This is a genomic window from Paraburkholderia sp. CI3, from assembly GCF_050436505.1.
GTDB classification, from domain to species: domain Bacteria; phylum Pseudomonadota; class Gammaproteobacteria; order Burkholderiales; family Burkholderiaceae; genus Paraburkholderia; species Paraburkholderia tuberum.
Genome location: NZ_JBNDMI010000001.1, coordinates 282365 through 305742 on the forward strand (window position 1 = coordinate 282365; position 23378 = coordinate 305742).

The window sequence follows — 23378 nt, forward strand, 5'->3', positions numbered from 1 at the left end:
AACGACGTACGGTTAGTAGATGCAATGCTACGAGAGCGACGCCAAATACTTGGCAGAGTGATTGTTTCTTCGAGTAGCTTTTCGAAGCCTGACGTTTTTGATTGGCACAACAACCTTCCTAACTATGCATCCAACCGCCGTAATATTATTCGTCACGTTGCTTGGCCTTCCAGTAGTGGCTTTTTGGAGTGGCCAGACTTTAAAGAGGTAGAACTACCGTTCAACGACATCGAACAAAGTGAGAATCTGGGCTATCTCATACGACAGAGGTTGACTAATTTAGCAATTAGGATGGCGATTTCAAGATTGATCGAGCTTTGTGCAGCATATGAGGGCGAATGTCGCCAACTGGCCCAGAGGATGGAAACGCAGGACCATGGGCTACGACTTCATATGCCTATCGCAGCAGTGGCGGCCGCCTTCTGTAAAACAGCGTACCTTTACGGAATTTTGCAGCAATGTTGTATGGGGGAGATATATAAGGAGGCTCCACTAGCAGAGCTTGAGGATACCGGTCGACCACTTGTCCAGCGTGGGACGGTCTGCTCGTTCTCTGCGGATGCAAATCAGGTACTAATAGAATACGAAGTCGCTGGAATGTTCTGTGTAATTCTCAGGCAAATCTCCCGTATGAACCGCCCCGGGAATCGTGGAGGCTGGTTGGTTTAAGGTAATGCGGGTTCGGCGACCGGTGTTTCCAGTTGCCGATAGTAGTTTGTCTCGGCTTCAGCAGGCGGGATGTAGCCGAGGGGTTCCATCAATCGGTGATGATTGAACCAGGCCACCCATTCCAGCGTTGCCAACTCGACGGACTCCCGTGTTTTCCAGGTGCGGCGATGAATCAGTTCGGCCTTGTACAAACCGTTGATTGTCTCGGCCAGTGCGTTGTCGTAACTGTCGCCACGGCTACCAACCGAGGGCTCGATGCCCGCTTCGGCCAGTCGCTCACTATAGCGAATGCTAACGTATTGCGAGCCTCTGTCGGAGTGATGTATCAACGTTCCGTCGCCGAGTGGGCGCCGCGCATAAAGTGCCTGTTCAAGTGCATCCAGAACAAAGTCCGTAGTCATCGACGAACTGACGCGCCAGCCGACGATACGGCGGGCGAACACGTCGATCACAAAGGCCACATACAGCCAGCCCTGCCACGTCGAAACGTACGTGAAATCAGAAACCCAGAGCTGGTTCGGCCGGTCTGCCTTGAACTGACGGTTGACCCGATCCAGCGGGCGCGCGGCCGCCGCATCGGCAATCGTCGTGCGAACACGTTTGCCTCGCATCACGCCGCGCAAGCCCAGTTGCTTCATCAGCCGTTCGACCGTGCAGCGAGCCACAGCGATACGCTCCCGGTTCATCTGCTTCCAGACTTTGTCCGCGCCGTAGACCCGCATGTTGTCCTGCCAGACACGCTTGATCTGCGGCCGCAAAAGCTCATCACGTTTCGCGCGGGCACAGCGCCGCGACGGATCGCGAAGCTGTGCGGCATGGCGCCGGTAGCCCGACGGGGCAATCCGCAAGACCTTGCAGATCGGCTCGACCCCGAAGGTGTCGCGATGCTGATCGATGAAGGCCTTCAGGACTTCAGGCGGCGGTCGAGCTCCGCCTGGGCGAAAAACGCACTCGCCAGTTTCAGAATCTCGTTGGCGCGGCGCAGTTCCTTGACTTCGCGCTCCAGTGCCTTAAGACGTTCGCGTTCCGACGTGCTCACACCCTCGCGCTCACCGCTATCGACTTCATCTCGTTTGACCCACCCCAGCAATGTCTGGCTCGTGCAGCCGATCTTGGGGGCAATGGATTCGATCGCTGCCCATTGTGACGGATACTCGCCCCGATGCTCCTGCACCATGCGCACTGCACGTTCCCGGACTTCAGCAGAAAATTTGTTCGACTTGTTCATGGCTCCATTTTCTCAAGAGTTGGAGCCTCCACCAAATCCGGGGCGGTTCAGTATGAAAATACTAACGATGGTAGATTGGAGACAATCTCCGCTAGCGGAACATTTTTGTCCGGCTTGGTGCTACGACCCACGTTTAGAGAGTCCTGTTCTTCGCATTCGTCCTCGCGCGGACTGGGCGCTAGCCAGAAGGTTAATTCGGCGTTATTCGAACACGGCGCTAATCTAAAGCACGCTAAAGTTTACGCCGCTTGGGGCGCACCGGGTATACACGTTCTGCCGGGACGATTTCATGCGTGAAGGCGACGGCTACAAAAACAACGCGGAGGATTCAGGTGCCCACATCTCACCCTTGGAAGCGCAAGGTGTTTATTGACACAGAGTTTACGAGTATCGATTCACCCGTGCTCGTGAGCCTTGCCTTGGTGGCAGAAGATGGTGAAGAGTTTTATGCGGAGGTCGCAGACATCGCTGCTGCCGACTGCAGTGAATTTGTTCAAGCGTTCGTTCTTCCACAGCTCGGTCAATATCCGGATCGAGTCATGCGAACATCGGAGGCCGCAAGCGAGGTTGAACGCTGGATGAGCGCACTCAAACGGCTCCCGGAAAAGCCGGTTATTTGCTACGACCACCCGTTCGACATCGACCTACTGATCCGGCTGATTGGAAGAAAACCAGCGGGTTGGCAGTTGCAAAACATCTCGATGCGGATCGATCCACGCAAGCGCGATCAGTATTTTGAACTACATGGCGGTCGACATCACGCGCTTTTCGATGCACGGGCGAATCGCTCGTCCTTCCGGTGAGTCTCAGCGAATCCATGCAAAAGAAAGGGAATCTCTGATCACCCATCTATCACTGGATGTACCCGGCGCACGATATCGTTGTTCGCAAGAAGTCACGCGTTGCGGGCAATCCGCTTGTCTTGAGATCCTATCTCAAGAAAGCCAGCGAAAGAGATCGGTTTTCAGCGAGTGGGCGGGTTTGGCTGGAGCTGGAATCCGAGGGCGGGGTAGCACGGCGCTTGCGGGCAGCGCTCGAAGCGCAATTCTGGTTGCCCGGAGACGCAGATCAGGTCCGCATGCTCAACGCGTTTGCTGACGGACGGCGTCGCATTATCGCGGTCGCCGAACGAAAAATCCGCCTGCATCCGGGGGTGCCGGTCAGGCTCACCGCTGACCATTTCGAGATCAGGCGTTAGGCTTCTGGCTGCGGCCTCTCACCAGTCAATACGGTGTTTCTCATCGGTCTCGCGGTGCCGGCGATCATCGTCCACATGCAGATATTGACTGGTTGTCGTCAGTGAGGCATGCCCAAGGTTATCGCGCACGAGTCGCAGATCCAGCTGCTGGTCTGCCATATGTGACCCTGCACTGTGACGTAGCCAGTGTGCGGATGCCTGCTCGAGGCGGTCTGCGCGCTGCGCATGGTCGCAGCCACGCGCACGCAACGATTCTGCCGCGCGGCTGAAGACGTTCTTCACAATCCGATGCAATGCGGCGCGCGTGAGTGGCCTGAGTGACTGGCCGACCGGCAGCACGAGCGGGGTATCCTCGCCGGGCGAGGGGAGTGATGGCAACCCGCGTGTTCGTCGGTACGTGCCGAGCTCCATCATCATTTCCGCGGTGGCGGGCACCAGCCGCTCCTTGTTACCTTTGCCTATCACTTCGAGCCACCATCGATCCTTGCCGTTTTCGTCGCCCCGACGGAAAAACCGGCCCATCGTATTCGTGCCGACCTCCGTGATACGCAAGCCGCCCAGATAGAGCAGTGTGAAAAGCCAGCGCACGCGTGCGTGATGTTCACGCTCGCGACTGGTCTGCGTGGGCATGGCCTGAATGTACGTTTTGACCTCGAGCCACAGTTCGGGCGACAGATAGCGGACGATGCGCGGCCTGGCCCTGCGTGCGCGCTGGCGCGAGAGCGACAGTGGATTGCCGGCCAGATACCCCGCCTGCACGAGCCACGCAAACATGACGTTGAGGATCACCATGGCCTGCCGCTGGCTCGATTCCGACAGGGCGCCATAGAACGGTCGCCAGCGCGGATCGCTGCGTGGATGCTTGCGTCCGCCATCAGCGGTCCACCGTGCCACGGGTTGCGGATCGGCGAGAAAGTGCTGATAGACAAGCAGGTCCTCGTGCGTGAGCGAGGAGAGCGGTTTCGCCATCTGCCGGGTGGACCACAGCAGCAGCCGCTCGGCTTCCTTGCGGTAGTTGTCGAACGTTGTCTTCGTCTCGACGAAGCGGGCGAGCCACGCGCGGACCGCGTCGAGATCGGTCGCCGCGGCGACCTGCATGCGGCCGGTTGCGCGGTTCGCGCCGTGGCGCCCGTCGAGACTGGCGGGCAGTTCGAGCGCATCGTTCGGGCGCGGGGCGGGCAGGGCAGTTTTCATGAGCGAAGATGCGGCGGATGCGGAATTCACGGTGTGACGTAATTATGCACGGATCCATCCAAGCAAATTCAACACTACAGTCATAATGTCAAAATAACGGGAGGAGAGCATTAGATATAATGCGGTTTACGTAGTAATATGAACGGAAGTCAAATCCGTCAAACCCTCATGAGTGACGTCCTGTCCGCCGATGCGGCGCTGGCCGCCGAGATCGAGCACCTCAAGGCCCGGTTCCCGAAGACCCGCGAGCTGTACCGCGAGGTCTGTGCGCTGCTGTTTTTCCGCTTCGGTATCACGCCGACGGCGAACCGCCTGTATCAGCTGGTGAAGCGGGGCAGCATGGGCACGCCGACCCAGGTCCTGGGCGAGTTCTGGTCGGAACTGCGCGAGAAAAGCCGGGTGCGCATCGACCATCCCGATCTGCCGCCCGATCTCGGCGCGGCCGCCGGCGAACTGGTCGCCACCCTCTGGACGCGCGCGAGCGCGTCGGCTGCGGCCTCACTGGACGCGCTGCGTGACGAACTCGAGGCGCAGCGGGCCGAGGCGCAGCAGTCTGTCGTTGCCGCCCGCGATGAGCTGGGTCGCACCGAGAGCGCACTCGAGCAGCGCACCGCCGCGCTGCTGGCCGCGCAGGTCGAGGTACGGGAGCTGGAAAAGGCGCAGGCCGAAGGTCATGCACAGCGGCAGGCGCTGGAGGCGGAGCTCGGGCGACTCAGGGAAGCGTTGATCGGGCGCGATCGCGAACTCGCGGAAGTGAGGGAAGGGTTTTCGCGCGATCTGGAGAAGCAGCGGGAAGCGGCTGAACGCGCCGGGGAGCGGCTACGGGCCTCCGAAAAGCGCGCCCTGCTGGAGATTGATCGCGAACGAAGTATTGCAACGAAGCTGCAGAAGGAGCTGGAAGAAGCATCGCGTCGTGCGGACAGGAAGGACGACGACCAGCGCCGTGCATCTGAAGCCATGCGGGCGCAGCTGGGTGACGCGCGTCATCAGGCGGGCGTGCTGCAGGGGCGCCTGGAAGCCGTTCAGGCCGAGAATGCCCGGCTGCAGACGGAGGTGATGACGCTGCGGGAAGCGGAAACGCGTGCGCGGGAAGACAGGCAGTCCGCTGTCCCTGCTGCAGTCCGGAAGACATCACGTTCGACCCGTTCGTCCCGGGTCGTACCGACCGCCAGCCCAGCCAGGCGTCGCAAGAAAGCGGTATGAACGCAGAACGTGACCCATCGCTTACGGAAACCGGCTGCATGCCTGATATCTACCTGCTCACTGGACTGACGCTTCCCCAGGGCGTCGCGCATGAGTCGCTGCCCGTGACAGTGACGCGCTTCGTGTCGGATTGCTGGCCAGGCATGAGCCGCACGCAGATGATGGGCCGCGCGAAACGGCGGGGCCTGCGCCTGTCGTTCCGCGCGACGGCGCCGTGCCCATCTGGCGAAACCGGCGTGTTCGAGTTGCGCTTCAGCGATGGTGCAGGCGAATGCCTGATGCTGGCTCGGCTGCAGCGGGTTGGAAACAGGAGCAGTGGAAGTCGGCGTGCCCGCCGGACCGACGTATCCCGCCCCCCGGCGCGCGATGCCAGACAGACCAGTCTGTTCTGACACGACGTCCCCGGTTGCCGCGCAACGCGCCGCTCGCTATGCTCCAAACCTTTAACCAATCTGTGAGTCACGAAGTGCGGCGCGTTACAGTCAGGCAGTCATCAGTTCATGGGCGAGGCGTCTTCGCGCTACAGGCGATTCCCGTCGGCCAGCGGATCTTCGAATATCGCGGGGAGGTCACTTCGTGGCGGCGGGCCTCTGCCCGGCATCGGCGATCCGGCATGCCCGGCCACACGTTCATCTTCGGACTGGCTGACGGTCGCGTGATTGACGGCAGCGTCGGCGGCAACAGCGCCCGCTGGCTGAACCATTCCTGCCAGCCGAACTGCGAAGCGATCGAGGACGAGCGGGGGCGCGTTTTCATCGAGACAATCAGGAGTGTGAAACCGGGCGACGAGCTTTTTATCGCCTATGGACTCAAGATCGATGAGGCGAAGTCCCCAGAAATTGTCGCTGACTACGTGTGTCGCTGTGGGGCGAAGAAGTGCACGGGCTCGATGCTAGCCTGACTGGGATGACGACCATCGCCGGCCGTGGGAGAACACAGCGCGACCCGTGTGAAACGGGCAATCCTAGAAGCCTGACCGGGTCGTTGTTGTGAGGCTGAAAGCGCCTTTCCTGGCCGACGCAACGATTATCTCCGCGCTGCGGAGGGAATTTGACGTGCAGCCCGGAAAACCGCCCCCAGTTTGCCCTTCAGTCCCGGCTCCGGTAACGTATCTTTCTCTCACATTGGGCAACGCGATCGCAGTGCCCGTTTCAAAGGAAACGAAAACCATGAACAAGCAGGAACTCGTTGATACCGTCGCCGCCGCGACCGGAAACAGCAAGGTGGCCGTCGCAGGCACAGTCGATGCGCTCCTCGCGGCAGTGACGGGGGCGGTTGCCAAAGGCGAAGGCGTGCAACTGGTCGGGTTCGGTACCTTTGCGACAGGCGCGCGCGCCGCACGGATTGGTCGTAACCCCGCCACCGGCGCAGAGATGCAGATTCCTGCGGCAACGACCGTGAAGTTCACCGCAGGCAAGGCGTTCAAAAGCGCCGTGAACGCAGCGTGAGTGGCGTGACGATGCCTTCTCTCCCGCCAGTGGCCAGCGCGCGCCCCGCATGAGTGCGCTCACGCCCGCACCACTGCTGAACGAAGTCCGGCTCCTGATCGATTCGGCACGTGAGCGCACGGCCGCAGCAGTGAACGCCGAGCTCACCCTGCTGTACTGGCGGGTTGGGCGCTGTATCCATGCAGAGGTGCTAGGCGGCGTCCGTGCAGAATACGGGCAGCAGGTGATTGCGTCGCTTGCAAAGGCGCTCACCGCCGACTATGGCCGTGGCTGGAGTGAACAGCAACTGCGGCATTGTCTGCGCGCCGCGGAGATTTTTACGGACGAGACAATTCTCTCCGCAGCGCGGAGAGAATTGAGCTGGACGCATATCAAGGCGCTGATCTACATCGACGACCCATTGAAGCGTGAGTTCTACCTTGAGCTCTGCCGGCTTGAGCGCTGGTCGTCCCGGCAACTGCAGGAACGGATGAACTCGATGCTGTTCGAACGTAGCGCGATTTCACGCAAGCCGGCAGAGGCCATCCAGCATGACCTGGCGCAGTTGCGGCAGGAACAGCGGGTGCAGCCGGACGTTTTGCTGAAAGATCCCTATGTGCTCGATTTTCTCGGCCTGAACGATCACTACCTCGAGAAGGATCTCGAAGACGCCATCCTCCGGGAAATGGAGCAATTCCTGCTCGAGCTTGGCGCCGGCTTTACGTTTGTGGCTCGCCAGAAGCGGCTACAGATCGATAACGACGACTTCTACATCGACCTGCTGTTTTACAACCGCAAGCTGAAGCGGCTGGTGGCCGTCGAACTGAAACTCGGCGCTTTCAAGGCCGAACACAAAAGCCAGATGGAACTCTATCTTCGCTGGCTCGCAAAACATGAGCAGGAGCCGGACGAACTGCCGCCCCTCGGCATTATCCTCTGCGCCGGAAAGAAACAGGAGCAGATTGAACTGCTCGAACTGGACAGGAGTGGGATTCACGTCGCCGAATATCTGACCGTGCTGCCGTCGCGTGAGACGTTGCAGGCCAAACTTCACCAGTCAATTGAGACGGCGCGGCTGAGGCTGAAGAACAAGCCGTAGAAGTGATAGTGGGACACGCTGCGTTTCAGCACTGGTGGCGAAATGGGCGCTCCGTCAACCGCTGGCGTGGTGGCTGCTAGAACTTTTAGTTCGAAAACGCTCTTACTTTTCCTTCACCGGACGGTGGATGAAGTTTGCGCTGGTTCATGTAGAGGCGGACCTGTTGGTCGGTGATGCGGGTTCCAGACATGGGCTGACCGCCTCTTTTTAGATTCAGTCAGCCATCCTAGACCTCGCCGACCCGGCGCCGCCGGCAGCTCGTCGTCTGCGGCGGCTACGCCGCCTCCGACTCCTCACTACCGGCCAAGATGAATGTCGCTACACCGGACGCAATCATTGTCGCCCCCCACCGGCAACCGTTTGTTGGCGATGATATCGGTCCAGCCGTCGTTGACGCCCACGAATCCGCAGCTGGTCATCCCAAAGCCGCAGTCAGCTCCCAAAGCCAGCCAATAATTTGCGCGCGTGGCCACCAACCGATCTCCGTTTGGGGTGCTGACGCGGTACGCGGTGTTTTCGGCTCCGTATCCCGCCACATGAGGCGCCAGAAGCGCGTAGACGCGTAGCTTGTCCAGGAAAGCCTGGGTGCCTCGCAATGTCGTACGAACCAACAGGCAAGATGCACACGGTTCTGCGATCACGTCCTGCACGACCGTGTAGGGCTGTCCGATAGCCTGGGAAGTCAGCCGGAAGGACAGCGCTTGCGGCTCCGGAAATGTGCACTGGTACGTGAAGTCCTTCTGCATATCGTGAAAGAAGGTCGACCCGTCAGTGATGATCACCTGAAGTCACGTACTTGTGGAGTGTCGACGTCTGGAAAGTAGATTTCCGTAAGGATGCCGCGTGCGCTCGTGTACCACACCTGGCTTGACAACGAGTACGCGGTGCCGACGGCGTCCTTGTCCGCGCGGCTCCAATTGAGCGGATTTCCAGGCGCGCCGGGAGCCGGATTGGACTGAAGCAGGTTCGCCATGGCATTCACCCCATCATTTCCCTACCGTTATAGGGTGCGGAAATAGCGAATGCGAGCTTCTTTTACCGGGGCGGTGTATGCATTTCGTAATGCCGCATTGACGGGCCAGCAAGTTGCGTAGGCCAGCGCGCTTTGCCAGGAATTGCGCATGAAGCTGATCAGGCAGGGTAGTCGGCGACAGGTTAGTCGGACGATCAGATATGCCACGTTAGCAAACTGTTGAGCGTTGGTTAGACGTCAGGAGTCGAACCGTCGATGGTCAATAGTTCGATGTCTAGGGGTTCCCCCGAACCATTGGACGGCGACCGGATACGCGTCAAGACACCGTCTATATAGACACGCGCCAAAGTTCATGTCGCGTCGGCCAAGCCCTTGGTGAAACTGGCAGCTACGCCGTACAACTTATAAAAAAGCAATGGTCACGACGTAAAAAAATTAATCCTCGGAATCAGATAGTAATGCGCTCATCACACTTGACGTTCTCTAGTAGCGACGGCGGCGTCAACTGCGATAAGCAGCAGAGCGGTATTCACGATGGCGATGAATGCACGCTCGGTTGAGCGACAACGGATCCCTCAACCGCAAGCAACACTGCTGTACTGCACTATGACTCGCGGGATTCAAAAACTTGACCTTCGTTGCGCAGGAGCACAGGGGCCGCTTCCTACCGCATTTTCTGCCCGTTGTTCGTACGCTCGCCGTCGACCTCGACGCAGCTGTCTGACCCGGCTTTCCTGCTCTCGGCAATCGCCCAGACTCGCCAATTGGCCAGGATGCGCGGCATCGATTATCGCGTCAGCCGTATCGACGACCAGGTTGTACCGTTGTTTGATTAGACCCGTCTCACCAAACCTGTTTACACAGCCTGCGTATGGAGACACTGACGGCACCGGGGCTCTTTGCCATTCGTGTTCGGAGAAAGCAGAGCCGCCGGCTGTATGGGTATTGAAGCTCCGACCTGGACTTTGATATTTATGCCCAATAGATCGTCTTTGCGTTAGTCATTGAAGTTTGGTTCGTGCGTCGGTCTGGTTGCACATCATCGCGAGGGGAATCGTGAACAATAAGAATCGACGCACTTCTGAATCGCAGGTTAGAAGCAGGCCAATGAAGCACGAAGTTGGTGCGCAGCGCCGGAACCGGGCAGCATATTCCGCGACTCGGCTGATTAGACACCGGTTGCTGTTGGCTCTCGTCAGGGCCGCGCCGCTGGCAGTGGTTAGCGCAGTCGCAAGCGGCGCGGAGACGGATGTGGCTCCCGTTGAGCTTGCGCCCAATCAAGGTAATTTCTCGCCGCAATATCGTGCCGCCTTTGAAGCAATGATGGCCGATCCGACGAACGCTGAGCGCTCGTTCCGGTTTGCAAAAGCGGCAGCTTCCGAGGGCGATCTGCGCGGCGCTATCGCCGCGCTCGAACGGATATTGAAGATCAATCCCGGACTCTCCAACATCCGCCTTCAGTTGGGAGAGTTGTATTTGCGCGCAGGGGCGACGGATCTGGCGGCCATTTATTTGCGCCAGGCACTGCTGGCTCCGGATGTTCCCGGTCCATTACGTCAGCGCGCGCAGTCGCTGCTCGGGCAGGCCGAGCGCGCACAGCGCAAGCACTTTTTAACAGGATCGATCTACGTCGGCGGCCGCTATGACACCAACGCAAACGCCGGTCCATCGTCGCGCGATGTCAGAGTACTCGGCCAGCAAGGCCTGCTCAATGAGCAGGCCCTTGGGCATAGCGACTGGTCTGCGGAAGTAGGCGGTACGCTCAATTACACGTATGCGTTCGACAGCCAGGCGGGGAACGATCTCGAAGCCAACTTCACGACCTACAACCGCCGCTATAAAGACACGCATCTATTGAATCAGAACACCTTCGGCACGGATATCGGTCCTCGCTTTTACCTTGGCGGGGTACTGGACCCGAGTTGGTCGATCCGGCCGTTCGTTTCAGCGACTTATCTCCTATTGAACAGCCGAGACTATCTGGGTGGATACGGCGGCGGCGTGAATGTGCAAAAGATACTCGCGTCCGCGTCGTTCTTCGACCTGACGCTCGAAACCAGTGATCAGCATTTTTTCAACCAGAGCGCGTATCCGACGAACTCGAACCGCTCGGGCCTATACACCGAATTGCGCGCCAGCATCAGCTATCAGGTGCTGTCTGGGACGCGGATCTTCAGCGGACTGAGCATCGCGCAGCGCAATTCGGATGCCGGCTTTGAATCGTTCAAGGATATCGGGCTCGGCGTGGGTGTCACACAAGTGTACCCCGCGCCGTTTCATGTGACCGACTATTCGTGGAGTACGTCGCTCTATGCAGGCGCTTACAGAAGCATCTACAACGAGGCGGATCCGGCCGTTGATCCGAACGTCAAGCGGCAGGACAACCGGTTTGATATCGCTCTGTCGACCAACATCAGGCTCACCCAAACGCTGACGCTTACGGCGGTCGTGCAGTACACGAACAACAACTCGACGCTGCCGAATTTCAAGTATCACGACACCAGCGGAAGCCTTGGACTCGCATGGAGCTTCTAAGGTAGGCGCAGATGCCTTCCTCAGAGCTCTTTTATATGAAGCGTTGCACGTCCGCTCAACGGTCGGCGCGTGCGGCCTATGGTTTCATCCCTAGCCGTCGATTACCGTAAAGGAGCAAACGATCATGACCAGGTTGAGGACCAAAATGAATCCGCTGCCGGCATTGTTTGCGGGTTTGATCATGGCGTCGCCGCTGGCGTTGGGCAATGTCGGAAGCGTGACGCTGACGTTTTCGCCCGGGAAAGGGCTCAATCCGCAGGTACAGATCGAGCGCGGCGCTATCGTGGCGGGGCGACGGTTTGCGACCGGCGCATCCGAGATCCAGGAGGTGCTGTTCCCCGACGGAACATCGGTCACACTCGCGCCGAACAGCGATGTGACGATCGACGTGTTCGACTACCCGGAGGCGGGCGGCGGCCGATTGATTCTACGTTTGGGCGAGGGACTGCTGCGCATAGCGGGCGGAAGATTGAGCGAGACCACGCCGATCGTGATACGGACGGCGGCGGGCGAGGTCAGGCTAGACGCGGCGTCGGCGGCGGTCGAGGTAGATCGCGACGGGAAGACCCGCACAAGCTTGTTGGTGGGGCGCGAGGTCGAGATGGTTAGCGGCGGCCAGACGCAAAGCGCGCAGCGTCCCGGATTTGAACTGGTTTCGCTGAACCCGCAATCGGCTCCCGTTGGCCCGGCCCGGCAAGCAGAGGGCGTTGCGGCGACCGATGCGTTCCGCTTGGGTACGGCGCAGCTTGCAGGCCTGACGCAGGCGGGCGAAGACGAGCTTGGGCGTACTGGCTTGTCTGAGCTTGCTGCGGCAAGGGTGGCGACGCTAGCGCTGGCCACCGAAAATCAACCTGCGGGGGGGCTGACTACGACGGGCGTGGGTGGCGGTACGGGCGGGGGAGGTGGCACGGGCGGGGGAGGTGGCACGGGCGGCGGAAGCGGGACAAGCGGCCTGGGCGCGTTCGACGAGATTTCGAGTACAACGGGAGTTGCTGGAACGAGTGGGTTCGGCCCCGGCTCGGGCGTACCGGGTCCGAGCTGGGCTGAGGAACAGCCGACGGAGGACGCCGGCTCGCAGCGGTCGCTCTTGCAGACCAGAGGGAATGCTAGCGTGTCGAGCGCTAAGATATTCTCTGAACCGGTAAGAGGCTATTCGCCAACGACGAACCGCCGCTTTAACTCCCCTCTTGATGATCCCTACACGGGGATAATCGGATCTGCTACACCGTCGCCGCCATCGGCCGTCATAGCCACCCAGGGAGGCGATGCGAAATTGGAGTATGCTTTCTGGCAGACGGGGCAGGGCCAACTCGCCAACTCGACTAGTTTTCCAGAGATTGAGTTGTTGAGCATCAACGCTCGGCGTGCGAACTTAGTGAGCAATGTTAACCTGTTAGAGAGACCCGGAGCTAACTGGGACACCGGGGGGCCATTTGTTTTGGGTTCTCAAATCACGCAATGGCCAACAGAAGACAAGGTCCCCGGTGATGCCGCCCCCGGCGACGTCATCAGTCTTGATTTCAAGGAGTCTGACATCTCCAAAAGAATCAATGTGCCAGATATAGGTGGAACAGATCCGGGTTCAATCTTTGGAACAGCGTCTCACTGGGACATCCTGCAGGCGGGATTCAAGATTGCACAAGTCAACGCCCTCGACCCTTCATCAAAAACAGGTTTGGCAAGCGTCAACACGATGGTTCGTTACCCCGACAACTTCCTGCTTGTGGAAGTAAGGCCTGACAAGCTCTACCCGCTGCGGGGCAACAACGTGTCCGAAACTCGATGACACCCGTCACGAGCGGTTTCTCTTCGCCACCGGCAACGTGGATGGCGGACGCCTGAACTTCGACAGCAATCTGAATCCGACGGGCGTGAATCCCAACTTCCCCGCTACCTTCGCCGTCGACCGCTTCTTCATCTCCGCTGGTCTCGAGAACTTCGGGCAGAAAGACCAGGGGGCAACGGTCGCGAGCGGCATTCGAGCCTTCCTCAGAACGCCGACGGCTCTCGGCCTGCCACTCACCGATTCGGGCCTGTACGTCATCAATACCCCATCAAATCAACCCGGTGTGCAGAACCCATTCGTCCATGCCGACTTCGGGATGGCAGGTACCGGCGCAGCGCAGCAATCGACAATCTCTCTAACCATAGGGAACGTACAGTACCAGCAACCCGCTAATTGCCCGACCTGCTCTTTCAATGCCGTCGCACAGGGCAACACGATTGCGTCATCGCACGGCAACGTCGCCCCGGGCCAATGGGGCACCGTTGCGATCAATAGTCCATTGATGAGCGCGTCGTTCGGCGGCGGCAATCCTAAATTGGATCGTCCCGGCTATGCAGGGTATTTCGTCCTGGAGAACTACACGCCGGCGGTCGACACTGTCGATGGTCCGTCGATGCCCGGCGGCACAGAGCACGCCCTCGCCAACACGACACCAGACGTGAATTACGCCATCCTGCGCCTTGCAACCGCGACAACAGGCCAGGCACCCGTCGGAACCCGCAGCAACGCTGTGATGAACGGCTGGGCCGGTGGGCTCGCGGAAAAGGAGAACGGGTCAGGCGGGGCACTGACAATCAATCCCATCGGAACCGGCATCAGCCCTGGCAACTTCGCCATCACGACAGACGCCGCAAACAATCACGTGCAGATAGACCTGCTTCTGTCTGGACACGCGCCGATGACCTTGGGCGGCCTCAACCCCAACAACGCCTCCGCGATGATCGACGACAATCGCTTCGCCGCCGCGAATGGCTCCGTCGCGATGGTCAACGCGAACATACTGCGGGACGACAACGGTAACCTGCCGGCATCGCTGAATCTGCCCAACGGCCAGCCAATCCCGAAGTATCAGTACCTGCAATGGGGCTTCATCTTCGGTGACACCGCAGGTACCCCCGGTGTGGATCTCGAGCATCTCCATATGGGCTCCTGGGTAGCTGGCCGGCCGGCCGATCCGGGCCAGTTGCCGACGAGCGGCACAGCCACCTACTCGGGCCACGCGATCGGCAATGTCGTGAACGGCCCCGCGCTCTACACCGCGGTAGGTTCCTATGACAACACTTGGGATTTCGCAAAGCGCACCGGCACGGCCAACATGAACTTCGACGGCGCGCATTATCAGGGCAACACGGCAATCGCGAACGGCACCGCACTCTTTCAGGGGGCGATGACAGCGACGGACGCGGCGCGCAAGGGCGGCGTCGTTGGCAACTTCGTTCAGGCGCCAGGAGGCAGTCCCGCGGGTACGCCGCCGCCGGCCCTGGCAGGGCGCTTTGTGATTCAGGAGACCACGGGCAACCCGTACCGCGCATCGGGCACATTCGGCGCTGAGCGTCGTTAACCGAGGAAAAGCAAACATAAAGCGCGACGCCACCAATCGCTGGCGTATCGCGCTTTATGTATCGCTCGAAATGGCGGCGGAAGGTAAGTGATATGTTGCACCTACAAGCTTTGCGAAAGCTTCTCATCAGTCTATTGCTCGCTCTCGCCGCGCAAAATTACCCCCTCGCCGCACAGCTCTCAGCGTCCGAAAAGCCTGAATCATCTGCCACGAGCACTGACGACCAGGCCCTCGACATAGCCAGGCGCGCACGCGCTCTCGCATCGGAAGGCCAATACGTACAAGCCATCGCGCTCGGCGAGCAGGCGCTCGCCATGGTTCGCACTCGATACGGTCCTCGCCACGAGTATGTTGCCTACCTCCTCGATGATCTGGCGACCTGGCATTACCAGCTGCAACGCTTCGACGACGCCGTCCGTTTTTCCCGTCAGGCGGTCGAAATCATCACTGAAGCGCGGGGAGCCGAGTCGACGCAGCTGGCCACTCTGCTCAGGAACCTCGCTTCGATCGATGCCGGTATAGGGCAGTCGCGGGAAGCCGCGCTGATGTACGAGAAAAGCTACGCCATATTCCTGAAGAACCTCGGACCGAACGACGAGCGTAGTACTCAGCTTGCCAGAAATCTCGGCGTCGCTTATCTGGAGCTCTCGCGCTTCGATGCCGCAGAGAAGTATCTGGCCGAAGCTCTGCGGGCCACTCGTGCCATCCATGGTCAGAACAGCGCGGCGACCGCGCGTGCCTACCTCGATTTCGCAGACGTCAAACTTCGACAGGAATCAACCGGCGAGGCGAGGAACCAGGCCATGATCGCGCGACGGATCATCGTCGACCTCTCGCCTGTGGATTCTGACGCTCTCGCTGCGGCGGACGTCATGCTGGCGCAAATTGATATTCACGACTCCCGGCTCGATACCGCAAAGGAACAGCTCGAGAAGGTGCTTCATCAGCTCGATTTAGCCAATGCTCCCGATCAACTGCTCCGTGCATCGGTGCTGTACAACCTCGGCTGGATCGATATTTTGCGAAGGCAGGTTGTCGAAGCAGAGGGTGTCTACAAAGACGTGCTGAGCCTATACCGCCGCGCTCTGAGCGAAAGGCACCCATCGATCGGGAGGACGCTGCATTGTCTCGCCATCGTCTACAAGGACCTTGGCCGGTTCGGTGAGTCTGAGCGTCTCTACCAGCGCGCGATCGACATCTTCACGGCCAGCTTCGGCGAAGCCGATGCATCCGTTGCGGCGACGCGTCTCGAATATTCGTCTCTCCTTAGCGAAGAGGGGCACACCAAAGATGCGATTGCACAGGCGCGCGCCGCCCTTTCGATCTACGATCGCTTGCCCGGCGATTGGGATTTGAAGCGGGGGTATGCCAACTCGATCCTGGCTCTGGCTGAGCATCGCGCTGGCGATCTCGACGAGGCTGGAAGAACATACACTCTGGCCCTGTCGTTAATGAGCCGGGTTCGTGGCGAGTCGTCCTCCGATCTGCCGTCGGGGCTGACCGATCTAGCGAGGATCTATCGGGCGCAGGGCCGGCTTGAAGATGCCGGGCGCGCTCTGGACAAAGCTGTGCTGATTCGCGAGAAGGACGGCGCAGCGACGCCTGCCGGACTGGCCGAGAGTCTTGCCGAGATGGCCAACCTGCGACTGGCTCAAGGCAATCCGCAAGAGGCGCTCGTGATGGCACGGCGAGCGGTGAAAATCGCGGAGCGACGACTGGATGTCGCGCAACGCTCTCTGTCGGCCGCCGCACTTGGCGAGCAGCAGCAGGCGCGCGGGCTGTTCGAACAGTTTCTGGAAATAGCTGGGACGAATCGCTCGACATCCGACGACGACCTGAGAAGGGAGATGTTCGAAGTCGCCCAACTTCCGCATCTGAGCGGCACGGCCGGCGCGATAAGCCAGATGGCAGTGCGCTTTAGCGCCGGCAACGACCGCCTCGCCGTACTGGTGCGACAACGCCAGGACACCGTCGAGCGCTGGCGCGCGCTCGACCGCTCCCTTATCGAAGGCCTGACCCAAACGCCCGGCGCCGGGGCTGGACCTGTTCAGGGGCAGGAGAGTCGGCAGACGCTGGTTCAACTCTCACAATCGATTGAGAAGCTCGACGACACGCTGCGCCGCGAATTTCCAGAATACTCGGAACTGACGAATCCGCGACCGGTTTCCGCGAGCGCTGTTCAGAAGTTGCTCAAGCCAAACGAGGCATTGCTGTTGCAAGTCACGTCGGCGCAGGCGACGTATCTCTTTTTCGTCACCGGACATTCGCTCAGTTTCGCGCGCACCAATCTGGACAGCACGCAACTACAGCAGGCCGTCGACTCGCTTCGCAAGGGTCTCGATCTCGAAAATGTCAGCAGGCTCCGGGATCTTGCTCCGTTCGATGTCGCGTCCGCTTATCTGTTATATCAAAGGCTGCTTCAGCCGTTCCGGGCGGAATTGCGCGACGAGATGCACATTGTGGCCGTCGTCGATCGCTCCATGCAGAATCTGCCATTGTCCGTGCTGCTTGCGACACCCGTCGACACGCTGCCAAAAAGCGTCCAGGACTTTGGCCGGCTCGACTTTCTAAGCCGGCATTTCGCATTCTCGATAGAGCCGTCAGTGAGTTCATTCACGATGTTGCGCGCGGCAGCAAAGCAATCCCACGCGCCGAAGCCGTTCATCGCCTTTGGCGATCCGGTGCTGCAGGGAACCGGCACGACGACACAGGGGCTACCCAACGACCAACTGGTCACCGGCATCGATCCCGCGCTTCTGCGCACGTCGCTACCGCCGCTACCGGACACCCGTTATGAGCTGACGACCGTCGCGCACGCGTTGAAGGCAAGCGATACGGATCTTTACTTCGGCACTCGGGCGACCAAGCTCGCAGTCATGCATATGGATCTCGCGGCGTATCGAATTGTCGCGTTTGCCACGCACGGAGTGCTGGCCGGCGAATTCCGTGGCGTAGCCGAACCGGCGCTCGTGCTTACGCCGCCCGCGACGGTAACTTCGGGCGACAACGGGCTACTGACGGCGAGCGATATCGCGACGCTCAGGCTCGACGCCGACTGGGTCCTGCTCTCGGCCTGCAATACGGCTGCGCCCGAAGGGCGAGCAGGCGCGGAAGGGCTATCGGGACTCGCCAAGGCGTTCTTCTTTGCGGGGAGCAGGGCGCTCCTCGTGAGCCACTGGGCCGTTGAATCGGAGGCGACGTCCGTATTGATGGTCAGGGTGACAAGCACGCTAGCCGAAAACCCCGACCTCGGACGGGCAGAGGCACTGCGCAGGACCATGTTGTCGCTGCTTGACGGGCAGAGTCAGCCGAAGTTCGCACACCCGGCATTTTGGGCGCCATTCGTGAATGTGGGGGAGGGCGGCCGGAACTGACCCGGTGGGCCCGCGCGGTTCGTGCTCGGAGGCATTTCACCATGCGTTACGCATTGTCACTTCAAAAACACCCAATACGGCTGACTGTGAAGCAAGCTTGGCTTCAAACAGCAACGCTGCTGAGCGCGCACGTCGCCGTTGACGAGATACCACATGTCGGCGAGCACGTTGCGCCGATCGCCGTAATACGAGTGTCCGACGAAGTCGGTATCGGTATTCGACGCATCGATCGTTTCAATGCCGTTCAGGACGACCAGATGATCTCCCGACTCGCCGGCCCGTTTCCCTCCGTGCAGTTGCTCGGACAAGGCTAGGGCCCTATCGTTGGATGATGCATACAGTGTGATCGGTGCACCCAGTTTCCTGAGCGCCGGAACGAGCTGCTCCGTGAATTCGATTGTGCCGATATCCGGTGCGGCCAAGATGACTTCCTTAATTCGCTTGACCTCTTTCGGCTCAGTGACCGCCAGCGCGGCGAGCGTGCGAGCGAGTCCTCGACTCCCCATGCTGTGAGCGATGAGGTAAACATTTTCTGCGTTTGACTGTTTGAGCACGTCTCTCAAAAATTGCTCAAGATGTGGCTGTGCGTCGATGATGCTTTGCTCGTCGACCATGTATGCCAGCATCCGGTCTTGCGACGGCCAGCTAAAAAACACAGGGGCGCCGTCGAATCCGAGGTCATACGCTATTTGCGCGGTCCGTCGAGCCGCGTCGGCAAAACTCACGTGGTAGCCATGAACAAATAGCAGCAGGCTCTTCCTTTTGCACTTTTGCACCTGCGCACGCAGAGAGGCGAAGAAGGCGTCCGAAGACGCGGGGGAGATGCTTAGCAACATCACGTCCCTCTGCGGGGTCTCGGTAAAACGCAGACTCCACCATGAGGGATTTTCAAGTGCGCCCATTTGATGATCACGCGGGATACTAACAGCAACTTCACCGTAACTTATCGTGTCGGAGCGCGTACCGCCGAATCCGTCGGAAGTGCTCTTTTCACGATCGGTCGCAAAGAATACTGGCACTACCTTGTATGGCGCTGATGCATACGACGTCGGCGCATTTTGGGATGGCGGATGTGTCCCGTCAAAATGCCCACCGCGTTGCGAATTGATCGCCTCGTCAAATCCGGTTTCGTCCACTGGTTGGGGCGCGATTAGCTCATAGCGAGGCAGACGGTTAACGGGCGACATACTTACTTGAGAAGATCCTGCCTCATTGTATACTGCACACCCGACCAGCATTGGGATTGCCACGCTGAGAAGGACACCGCGGGTTCGCCCCATGCTCGCCTCCTGTCGATATCGCGCGTGAGTTCGGCTCACGCGTGGCCTGTGCTACAGATTTCCGTTTTTTAAGTGTCCCCGCTCGAGCCTCCCTCCGAAATAATAGTGAACTTTGACCATCGATCCAACTTGAATGCTTCGCGAGCACGGTTAATGTTTTGTTCTCCTTGGACAATACGATCTTTGCGCCAGATCGGCTGCCGCTTCGCTGCAAAATCGGATCGCAGTATCCGTCTTATCTCCAGGAGTGCGGCTCGCCACTTGCTTTGGCACTCCCATCTGAAACGACAGCAAAAAGGAGCTCAGTCATGGCCACCACCGCAATCGACCAGTATGAGGTAATGTATTCTTCAAACACCTTTCCGCCGCGAATTTGGCTGAAGAGCGGCGGCAAGTTTGTCGGGCAGCTCATCTTTGAAGCCGATGGAAAGACCTTGCCCGCTGACGGAATGACCGGCGGCGGCGTCAACCTGTACTACCATCTGGAAGATTTCCAGAACACGCTGAATCTTCTTAGCCGTGACAAGCCAATCTACCTGCTCTACAACGGATCCGGAAGCGGATTTGAGAACGGCATCATGACGACGCCCGAGGCAATCGGTACGTGAGTTAAAGCTTCCGCGCCGAGGCGTGGTAACGGCGGTAGGCGTAACGCCGGTACCCGCAGAGCACGGCACGGAAGCGCTCTTGCTCAACGCTTCATTCTACCGCCACATCTCCAGCAACCTGTCAGAACGGCAATCGACTGGCGATTGACTGCAGGCGATTTGCACCATCGGTTGTGACCGACAGGTTCGGTTTTGTTGCGCGAATGTGTTCAAACCCCGGAGGCTTTTCCAGCATGTCTGACGCGCAACTGGTTGCATGCGTCGGTGGCGCCATGTTTGAACGGCTTCGTCCGCAGGCTATCATGGACGCATCAACAGACCCCGGCGGGCGGATAGCGGCGATATACAGGTGCAATTCAGGCAACCGGCGGCGGCTACAGACAAGCACCACTGGACGGCGACCTAATGAGAAAGGAGGGCGAACGCGATGGATCCCGAATGGATGAAAAGGAAACCTAAAGTCAACGATGGATCATTGCCGATCCTCGAGGTGGACTACAAGAAAATACCGGTCATCGCAGAGGGAATCTGGCACGCTCAGCGCGTGCCATCCCGCTCCGGAGAAATCGGTTGGGGCACCATCCTGACCTACGACCATGTTCACGACGCCCGCGAGCGCAATGCGCAGCGCGATAAGAAGCGTGCGCGAATCGATTCGAGCGGATTCGAACGATGCGGGCTTACGGCAGATGAGTATCCCTTCGCGTGTACCAAAGAGAACGCTGGGTCGACGTTCCTGACGAATGCGCCTATTGAGGAGCAAAGAATTCAGGGAGGACAGCTTTCTGCATTTCTCCGCGCGAGAGGCGCCTTCATAAAGACGGACGGTTTTTTCTATTTCGAGGTCAAGGTCGTGAACTACTTTCTCCCGGGATCGTGACCACGATTGTGTAACCGACTGACGCAGCATTCGGCGGCTTACTAACTTGCGTCCACTCTGATGTTTGCTGAAATTTGACATAAAAGAAATGATCGACGATTAATTCGCAATCCTATGTTTACCAAGCCGAAGAGGTTTCAATTTGTGCAGGAGGCTGCTGCACAAATTCTGGATTCGGCCATGCCTTCAGGTTGCGCGGTGACAATTTGCGCAAGGCGGGGAGGGCTGGCTTGCGCTGGATCAGTGTGGCGACACGCTCCTTTAAGTTTCTGATGATCGAAACGTCGAAGGGGACGATTGCCTGTCTCACGAGGCCACAATGAAGCGTCTCGAATTGACGATTGGTGACCTGCCAAGGCGTTCGATGCCGTGGACATGGAGGCTGACTGATCGCTGGAGGAGACTGAGCAGGCGTCAACTCCGTTACCATCGCCTGGCGTGTGAATCCGAAATCAGTAGCTCAAACCCGCCAGTTCTCTTCGGAGCCTGGCGGGTTTTCTTTGCCTGCCTTTTCCTGCGGGGCGCGGGCTACATACAGCGGTGGAGTCGCTCAGCCGTTCAGTTGCGACTCGACGTTCAGGACGATCCGTGCGACCGGGTTGTTGTCTGCGGATTGCGGCGCGAACTTGATCTGGGCGAAGGTGACGATACCGAGAGCGACGACCAGGAGTGCTCCAGACGCGGCGATGCGGGGAAGGTATTTCACAGGGACCTCATTTTGATGATGTAGTCAGAAACTGGGCGTAGCTGACAGGCGTGGCGATTCACCTTCAGCGGCATGTCTGTGCGCAATCCGGCAGCGCCGGACGCGGTCGTCAGATCGCACTTGCCGACCGGACCGGGATTGTGCAGTGCACTATAACACGACCGTCAGATCGCACCTACCGATCACACAGGCTTGTGCAGTGCGCTATAAATGGTTTATCCGTGTGCCCGGTGCGACATCCTGTCGCGAGCGGATGCTTAATCGCTTGAGCGTTCCGTGTATGAAAGATTTCTGTAGGCCGTAACGTGCCGTCATGCTATGTGGGCGATTCCCGCAGGCACGGACGATGTCGAGGTGACCGCCTCGGCAGTCTCCCCGCTGGAGCCCGCTAGATCGAAGATGGGTTTGCGGACGGTATCAATTGCGCTATCATTAGGCATCAACTGATACTTTAGTCGGGAGTCGCATGTCACTGATCACGCCTGAAGCAGTGGCCGCGGTCATGGAACTGCGGCAGGTCCCGCACACGCTCGCGGAACTCGAGGCACTTGTCCGCGACGGCCTGCCCAAGTCCGCGCTGCGCGCGGGCGTCGAACATGCGACGCAGGGTGCCGACGCCCGGCGTGCGCTACTTGCCCGCATCATCCCCGAAGCGACCTATAAGCGGCGTCGCGATCGGCTGACGCCAGACGAATCGGAAAAGACTGAGCGGCTGGCCAGGATCGTCGCGACGACGGCCTACGTCTGGAACGACGAAGAGGACGCGCGGGAATTCCTGTCGACGCCGCACCCGGAGCTCGAAGGGCGGGCGCCGCTCGATGTTGCGCTGACCGAGCTCGGCGCGCGCCGGGTCGAAGAGCTGCTCTGGAAACTGTTTTACGGGTTGCCGGCGTGAAGTTGTTTCGAATCGCCGACACTCGACACACGGTCTGGAGTGGCACCGGCGCGATGCTGGTGGGCGGCCGCTTCAATAGCCCGGGGCGACCGGTCATCTACGCCGCGTCGACCTTCGCCGGTGCGATGCTCGAGGTTCTTGTTCATGCGCGCATCGGCAAGGTACCGAAGACACACGGATGGGTTGAAGCAGCGGTTCCCGACGATATTCGCGTCGAACGCCATTCGGCCGAATCGTTGCCGGGGGGATGGGATGCGCCAGCACTGCAGGTGGCAAGGGTGTTCGGCGACGCCTGGCTGACCGAGTCGCGTACCGCGCTCCTGATCGTACCTTCCGTCGTTGTCCGTGCAGAGTTCAACGTGCTGGTCAATCCCGCACACCCCGACGCGACGCGGATTGCCGTGACGGAGCCGCAACCCGTGGTGTGGGACGAACGCCTCTTTGTGATGCCGTCGGTCGGACACTCCTAGATTATGATGTTCGTCGGCTAGCCTCGCCTCGACGCTTTGCTCCTCGAGGGAGATGACTAGGACGTGGCTTCTAGTTCAGTTCGCACTCGCCGCCCGCAATGGCCAGTGCAGCGCCGTCTTAGATGCTCCTTGTCTGGTTGCCAAAGCCGACACGGCTGTCAGTTTTTGTCAACCGACCTGACGATTTGACATAATGTAATTTATCACCAATTATGTATCAAGTTAGAACATGATGCCGGACTGCAACCGGGAACTGTCATCGCTGATCCTGATGTTCACGCTTTGTGCTATT

General features: G+C 59.4%; 19 protein-coding genes, 1 pseudogene and 1 other annotated feature. Of the genes and pseudogenes, 15 read left to right on the top strand and 5 right to left on the bottom strand.

Annotated elements, in window-relative coordinates; genetic code table 11:
• Positions 1 to 665 precede the first annotated feature (665 nt).
• Positions 666 to 1897, bottom strand: a protein-coding gene (locus tag OKW29_RS01315; RefSeq protein WP_429289668.1) for an IS3 family transposase whose coding sequence is annotated in 2 segments (ribosomal slippage) — positions 666 to 1609 and positions 1609 to 1897 — 1233 coding nt in all. Because the reading frame shifts where the segments join, the coding sequence is not laid out codon by codon here.
• Positions 1503 to 1619, bottom strand: a sequence feature (AL1L pseudoknot). It overlaps the preceding gene by 117 nt.
• Before the next feature lie 332 nt (positions 1898 to 2229).
• On the opposite strand from OKW29_RS01315, the gene OKW29_RS01320 reads away from it, so the two are divergent.
• Both OKW29_RS01320 and OKW29_RS01325 read left to right on the top strand, forming a co-directional pair.
• Positions 2230 to 2700: a hypothetical protein gene (locus tag OKW29_RS01320; RefSeq protein ID WP_429289669.1), complete on the top strand. Its 471-nt coding sequence runs from the start codon at positions 2230 to 2232 to the stop codon at positions 2698 to 2700.
• 56 nt (positions 2701 to 2756) lie between these two features.
• Positions 2757 to 3095, top strand: a complete 339-nt coding sequence (locus OKW29_RS01325; RefSeq protein WP_429289670.1) for a hypothetical protein — start codon at positions 2757 to 2759, stop codon at positions 3093 to 3095.
• Positions 3096 to 3113: 18 nt separating this feature from the next.
• Here the strand turns inward: OKW29_RS01325 and OKW29_RS01330 are convergent, their stop codons facing one another.
• Entirely contained in the window at positions 3114 to 4289 is a 1176-nt protein-coding gene (locus OKW29_RS01330) for a tyrosine-type recombinase/integrase (protein WP_429289671.1), read from the bottom strand.
• A gap of 168 nt (positions 4290 to 4457) precedes the next feature.
• Between OKW29_RS01330 and OKW29_RS01335 the strand changes: the two genes are divergently transcribed.
• The 5 genes from OKW29_RS01335 to OKW29_RS01355 all read left to right on the top strand — a co-directional run bounded on the left by OKW29_RS01335 (position 4458) and on the right by OKW29_RS01355 (position 8018).
• Positions 4458 to 5492: a DNA-binding protein gene (locus OKW29_RS01335; protein ID WP_429289672.1), complete on the top strand. Its 1035-nt coding sequence runs from the start codon at positions 4458 to 4460 to the stop codon at positions 5490 to 5492.
• 38 nt (positions 5493 to 5530) lie between these two features.
• Entirely contained in the window at positions 5531 to 5884 is a 354-nt protein-coding gene (locus OKW29_RS01340; protein ID WP_429289673.1) for a hypothetical protein, read from the top strand.
• Between the two features lie 74 nt (positions 5885 to 5958).
• A complete protein-coding gene (locus tag OKW29_RS01345) occupies positions 5959 to 6393 on the top strand; it encodes an SET domain-containing protein (RefSeq protein WP_429289903.1) in 435 nt (144 codons plus the stop codon).
• Positions 6394 to 6634: 241 nt separating this feature from the next.
• The gene (locus tag OKW29_RS01350) at positions 6635 to 6940 is read left to right on the top strand and encodes an HU family DNA-binding protein (protein ID WP_429289674.1); all 306 of its coding nucleotides are present in this window, start codon (positions 6635 to 6637) and stop codon (positions 6938 to 6940) included.
• Between the two features lie 49 nt (positions 6941 to 6989).
• The gene (locus OKW29_RS01355) at positions 6990 to 8018 is read left to right on the top strand and encodes a PDDEXK nuclease domain-containing protein (RefSeq protein WP_429289675.1); all 1029 of its coding nucleotides are present in this window, start codon (positions 6990 to 6992) and stop codon (positions 8016 to 8018) included.
• 296 nt (positions 8019 to 8314) lie between these two features.
• On the opposite strand, the pseudogene OKW29_RS01360 reads toward OKW29_RS01355, so the two are convergent.
• Positions 8315 to 8991 (bottom strand): annotated as a pseudogene (locus OKW29_RS01360) (hypothetical protein).
• A gap of 1107 nt (positions 8992 to 10098) precedes the next feature.
• Here OKW29_RS01360 and OKW29_RS01365 point away from each other — a divergent pair.
• From OKW29_RS01365 to OKW29_RS01380, 4 genes are all read left to right on the top strand, one after another.
• On the top strand, positions 10099 to 11526 hold the full coding sequence (locus OKW29_RS01365; RefSeq protein ID WP_429289676.1) for a surface lipoprotein assembly modifier: 1428 nt from the start codon (positions 10099 to 10101) through the stop codon (positions 11524 to 11526).
• Positions 11527 to 11650: 124 nt separating this feature from the next.
• Positions 11651 to 13312 (top strand): FecR domain-containing protein, encoded by a 1662-nt coding sequence (locus OKW29_RS01370; RefSeq protein WP_429289677.1) that lies wholly within the window; start codon positions 11651 to 11653, stop codon positions 13310 to 13312.
• A 37-nt stretch (positions 13313 to 13349) separates the two neighbouring features.
• Positions 13350 to 14873, top strand: a complete 1524-nt coding sequence (locus OKW29_RS01375; RefSeq protein WP_429289678.1) for a hypothetical protein — start codon at positions 13350 to 13352, stop codon at positions 14871 to 14873.
• 92 nt (positions 14874 to 14965) lie between these two features.
• A complete protein-coding gene (locus tag OKW29_RS01380) occupies positions 14966 to 18247 on the top strand; it encodes a tetratricopeptide repeat protein (RefSeq protein WP_429289679.1) in 3282 nt (1093 codons plus the stop codon).
• Positions 18248 to 18303: 56 nt separating this feature from the next.
• Here OKW29_RS01380 and OKW29_RS01385 read toward each other — a convergent pair whose 3' ends face one another.
• Entirely contained in the window at positions 18304 to 19383 is a 1080-nt protein-coding gene (locus tag OKW29_RS01385; protein WP_429289680.1) for an alpha/beta hydrolase, read from the bottom strand.
• Positions 19384 to 19835: 452 nt separating this feature from the next.
• Between OKW29_RS01385 and OKW29_RS01390 the strand changes: the two genes are divergently transcribed.
• Both OKW29_RS01390 and OKW29_RS01395 read left to right on the top strand, forming a co-directional pair.
• Positions 19836 to 20135, top strand: a complete 300-nt coding sequence (locus OKW29_RS01390) for a hypothetical protein (protein ID WP_429289681.1) — start codon at positions 19836 to 19838, stop codon at positions 20133 to 20135.
• Between the two features lie 427 nt (positions 20136 to 20562).
• Positions 20563 to 21015: a NucA/NucB deoxyribonuclease domain-containing protein gene (locus OKW29_RS01395; RefSeq protein WP_429289682.1), complete on the top strand. Its 453-nt coding sequence runs from the start codon at positions 20563 to 20565 to the stop codon at positions 21013 to 21015.
• A gap of 550 nt (positions 21016 to 21565) precedes the next feature.
• Here the strand turns inward: OKW29_RS01395 and OKW29_RS01400 are convergent.
• Positions 21566 to 21721 carry a hypothetical protein gene (locus OKW29_RS01400; protein ID WP_158608233.1) on the bottom strand — a complete coding sequence of 52 codons (156 nt, stop codon included), beginning with the start codon at positions 21719 to 21721 and terminating at the stop codon, positions 21566 to 21568.
• Positions 21722 to 22187: 466 nt separating this feature from the next.
• Between OKW29_RS01400 and OKW29_RS01405 the strand changes: the two genes are divergently transcribed.
• Positions 22188 to 22616 carry an antitoxin Xre/MbcA/ParS toxin-binding domain-containing protein gene (locus tag OKW29_RS01405; RefSeq protein ID WP_046565320.1) on the top strand — a complete coding sequence of 143 codons (429 nt, stop codon included), beginning with the start codon at positions 22188 to 22190 and terminating at the stop codon, positions 22614 to 22616.
• Positions 22613 to 23086, top strand: coding sequence for an RES family NAD+ phosphorylase (locus OKW29_RS01410; RefSeq protein ID WP_429289683.1), 474 nt, complete (start codon positions 22613 to 22615; stop codon positions 23084 to 23086). The genes OKW29_RS01405 and OKW29_RS01410 overlap by 4 nt, the downstream gene beginning before the upstream one ends.
• Positions 23087 to 23378 lie beyond the last annotated feature (292 nt).

Bases quoted from the DNA above. Each gene is read 5' to 3' on its own strand.
- OKW29_RS01325 (WP_429289670.1), top strand. From the start codon at position 2,757: ATGTACCCGGCGCACGATATCGTTGTTCGCAAGAAGTCACGCGTTGCG.
- OKW29_RS01330 (WP_429289671.1), bottom strand. From the start codon at position 4,289: ATGAAAACTGCCCTGCCCGCCCCGCGCCCGAACGATGCGCTCGAACTG.
- OKW29_RS01335 (WP_429289672.1), top strand. From the start codon at position 4,458: ATGAGTGACGTCCTGTCCGCCGATGCGGCGCTGGCCGCCGAGATCGAG.
- OKW29_RS01340 (WP_429289673.1), top strand. From the start codon at position 5,531: ATGCCTGATATCTACCTGCTCACTGGACTGACGCTTCCCCAGGGCGTC.
- OKW29_RS01355 (WP_429289675.1), top strand. From the start codon at position 6,990: ATGAGTGCGCTCACGCCCGCACCACTGCTGAACGAAGTCCGGCTCCTG.
- OKW29_RS01365 (WP_429289676.1), top strand. From the start codon at position 10,099: ATGAAGCACGAAGTTGGTGCGCAGCGCCGGAACCGGGCAGCATATTCC.
- OKW29_RS01370 (WP_429289677.1), top strand. From the start codon at position 11,651: ATGACCAGGTTGAGGACCAAAATGAATCCGCTGCCGGCATTGTTTGCG.
- OKW29_RS01380 (WP_429289679.1), top strand. From the start codon at position 14,966: ATGTTGCACCTACAAGCTTTGCGAAAGCTTCTCATCAGTCTATTGCTC.
- OKW29_RS01390 (WP_429289681.1), top strand. From the start codon at position 19,836: ATGGCCACCACCGCAATCGACCAGTATGAGGTAATGTATTCTTCAAAC.
- OKW29_RS01395 (WP_429289682.1), top strand. From the start codon at position 20,563: ATGGATCCCGAATGGATGAAAAGGAAACCTAAAGTCAACGATGGATCA.
- OKW29_RS01405 (WP_046565320.1), top strand. From the start codon at position 22,188: ATGTCACTGATCACGCCTGAAGCAGTGGCCGCGGTCATGGAACTGCGG.